Source organism: Pectobacterium versatile (assembly GCF_020166435.1).
GTDB lineage: Bacteria > Pseudomonadota > Gammaproteobacteria > Enterobacterales > Enterobacteriaceae > Pectobacterium > Pectobacterium versatile.
In genome coordinates this window covers 1-1,479 of sequence record NZ_JAINZP010000054.1, presented here as the reverse complement: position 1 = coordinate 1,479, position 1,479 = coordinate 1, and the positions used below count along the sequence as shown (strand labels likewise).

The window sequence follows — 1,479 nt, the reverse complement described above, 5'->3', positions numbered from 1 at the left end:
AGTGAACATGCAGATATACGCATGGCGCGAGAACGTGCTTTTCTAAGCTGCCTATACGGCAGTGAACTGCAACCAGTCGCGCGCGGCGCTCAGCTCGTTTTTCTAAGCTGCCTATACGGCAGTGAACGTTCAATTCCGAACAGTTCCATTCAGTTAGAATTTCTAAGCTGCCTATACGGCAGTGAACCTGACAGGATCGAGACGTTCAGCACCGTTTATTTTCTAAGCTGCCTATACGGCAGTGAACCCAGATGCCACGGTGAAGGCAAAAGCGATGCATTTCTAAGCTGCCTATACGGCAGTGAACAATCAGGGGGTTGCGGCGGCGCGTGACATGGGTTTCTAAGCTGCCTATACGGCAGTGAACATCCGCAGCATGAAAGGGCTGAAACGCGCCACTTTCTAAGCTGCCTATACGGCAGTGAACCAAAAAGGAACCATTGCGGCATTGCGTCGTGTTTTCTAAGCTGCCTATACGGCAGTGAACGGTCGCGAGCATTTTTGTCGATGTGACTTTGCTTTCTAAGCTGCCTATACGGCAGTGAACCAGACTGGTGATGCCAGTGCCTCTCAGGTAGATTTCTAAGCTGCCTATACGGCAGTGAACCATTACTCACCACATGGGGCGAGGGGGTGAGGTTTCTAAGCTGCCTATACGGCAGTGAACTGGTCAGCAATTCATGCCGCTGCAAGGGGAGATTTCTAAGCTGCCTATACGGCAGTGAACTTTACGTCTGCTGAGTTTGTTTCTGATTTTGCTTTCTAAGCTGCCTATACGGCAGTGAACTGTGAGGCGTGTACGGCGGTCTATCTCGTCATTTTCTAAGCTGCCTATACGGCAGTGAACCAGGAGTGGCGTAGGGGTTATATTTATGAAGTTTTCTAAGCTGCCTATACGGCAGTGAACTCTACCAGCGCATCACAGCGACGGCAGCGCAATTTCTAAGCTGCCTATACGGCAGTGAACTTTATGATGCGTTTCTGAAATCAGCGGTGGAATTTCTAAGCTGCCTATACGGCAGTGAACCGTTCATATTTTACGGTAGTGACCTAATTTTAAAAGGAAATAAACTATTTTTCCCGAAAAACCCTTTTTTATCAGGGTAGATAATCGAAATTAAAAATCAATGAGTTACGGCGATGCGTAAAAAAAGGGTCATGAACGTATGGCAAAGATTTTATTTATCGTCGATAGGTCTATGTCAGGTATCTGCATATGCTATGGATATATAATCGAGTGGTTAATATCTATACTTAGCTTATGTTTTAGCCAGCAATAATAAACGGTAAGTGGCTGGCTGAATTCTGTATTAAGGAGGAGGTGCTCATGCGTATTGTTTCGGTATTTAAAAACGGTAACAACCGTGCCATTCGCTTGCCACGTGATATGGACTTTGAAGGGGTCAACGAACTGGAGATTGTGCGTGAGGGAGATACCATCATACTGCGTCCGGTCAAACCCAATTGGCATTCGTTTGA

General features: G+C 46.7%; 1 protein-coding gene and 1 CRISPR repeat array. The gene reads left to right on the top strand.

What is annotated here, in order from left to right; all coding sequences use genetic code 11:
- Positions 1 to 39: 39 nt before the first annotated feature.
- Positions 40 to 1,027: a CRISPR direct-repeat array (repeat unit 28 nt; unit sequence TTTCTAAGCTGCCTATACGGCAGTGAAC).
- Positions 1,028 to 1,327: 300 nt separating this feature from the next.
- On the top strand, positions 1,328 to 1,479 hold a 152-nt coding region (gene vapB / locus K7X24_RS21840), incomplete at its 3' end, for a type II toxin-antitoxin system VapB family antitoxin (protein WP_224558268.1).